The sequence below is a fragment of the Amycolatopsis sp. SID8362 genome, assembly GCF_010550475.1.
Taxonomy (GTDB): Bacteria; Actinomycetota; Actinomycetes; order Mycobacteriales; family Pseudonocardiaceae; genus Amycolatopsis; species Amycolatopsis eburnea.
This window is the reverse complement of sequence record NZ_JAAGNB010000226.1, coordinates 1-1775: the sequence shown is the minus strand read 5'-3', so window position 1 is coordinate 1775 and position 1775 is coordinate 1. Positions and strand designations below refer to the sequence as shown.

Below are 1775 nucleotides of genomic sequence, written 5' to 3'. Positions count from 1 at the left end.
ACCGCCCTGTTCGCCGAACTGCCCGCGGCGCGCAAGGCCGTCCTGGCCGCCGAGGAAGCGCGGCGGGACGCCGGCGCCGCCGGTGCGCGGCTGCGCGAACGGATCCTCGCGGTGCCCGTGCCCGAGCGGCCGCAGTTCGTCCTCGGCCTGCTGCGCGCCCAGGTCGCCGTGGTGCTCGGCCACGACGACGCGAAGGCGATCGGCCCGGACAAGGCGTTCAAGGAGCTCGGGTTCGACTCGCTGACCGCGGTCGAGCTGCGCAACGCGCTGAGCACGGCCACCGGTCTCGTCCTGCCGCCGACCCTGGTGTTCGACTTCCCGACCCCGCGCGAGCTCGCCGCGCACCTGCTCGGCGAACTGCTCGGCGCACCGGCCGAGACCGCCGCCCGGACGGCGGTGGCCGCTGACGACGACGACCCGATCGCCATCGTCGGCATCGGCTGCCGCTTCCCCGGCGGGGCCGCCACACCGGAGGACTTCTGGCGGCTGCTGGCCGACGGTGTCGACACGATCGCCCCGTTCCCCGCCGACCGCGGCTGGGACCTCGACTACCTAGCCGGGGCGAGCGGGGACTTCAGCCTCGAAGGCGGGTTCGTCTACGACGCGGCCGACTTCGACCCGGGCTTCTTCGGCATCTCCCCGCGTGAGGCACTGGCCATGGACCCGCAGCAGCGGCTGCTGCTGGAGACGTCCTGGGAAGCGCTGGAGCGCGCCGGGATCGACCCGCTCCGCCTGCGCGGCAGCGACACCGGCGTGTTCGTCGGCACCAACGGCCAGGACTACGGCAGGCTGCTGGAACGGGCGGGCGACGACGTCCAGGGCCACGTCGCGACCGGCAACACCGCGAGCGTGATGTCCGGGCGGCTGTCCTACACCCTCGGCCTGGAAGGCCCGGCCGTCACCGTCGACACCGCGTGCTCGGCCTCGCTGGTCGCCCTGCACTGGGCGGGGCAGGCCCTGCGCGCCGGCGAGTGCTCGCTGGCGCTGGTCGGCGGGTCGACGGTGATGGCGGGCCCGGGCTCGTTCATCCAGATGAGCCTCACCGGCGGGCTGTCGAACACGGCGCGCTGCAAGGCTTTCTCGGCCGACGCCGACGGCACCGGCTGGTCCGAAGGGGCGGGCGTGCTCGTGGTCGAGCGGCTTTCGCGGGCCCGTGCACTCGGGCACGAGGTCTGGGCGGTGGTGAAGGGGTCCGCGGTCAACCAGGACGGCGCGTCCAACGGCCTGACCGCGCCCAACGGTCCCGCGCAGCAGCGGGTGATCCGGCAGGCGCTGGCCGACGCCGGCCTTGCACCGTCCGAAGTGGACGCCGTCGAGGCGCACGGCACCGGCACCGTGCTGGGCGACCCGATCGAGGCGCAGGCGCTGCTGGCCACCTACGGCCGGGAGCGCAACGCCGAGCGGCCGCTGCTGCTGGGCTCGGTGAAGTCCAACATCGGCCACACCCAGGCCGCCGCCGGCGTCGCCGGGGTGATCAAGGTGGTCATGGCGATGCGCCACGGCGTGCTGCCGAAGACGCTGCACGCCGACGAGCCGTCGCCGCACATCGACTGGTCCGCCGGGGCGGTCTCGCTGCTGACCGAAGCCGTCGAGTGGCCTGACACCGGCCGCCCGCGGCGCGCGGCGGTGTCCTCGTTCGGCATCAGCGGCACCAACGCGCACACCATCCTGGAACAGGCGCCACCGGCGGAAGTCCCGGCGGCGCCGGAGGTGCCCGGACCGGTGGCGTGGCCGGTGTCGGGCCGGTCGGCGGCCGCGGTGCGGGCGCAGGCGGC

1 protein-coding gene is annotated in these 1775 nt (G+C 74.9%); it reads left to right on the top strand.

Annotation, left to right across the window (positions count from 1 at the left end):
* Positions 1–1775 (top strand): beta-ketoacyl synthase N-terminal-like domain-containing protein (locus G3I65_RS07600; RefSeq protein ID WP_160695450.1); only part of this gene is annotated, 1775 nt, incomplete at both ends.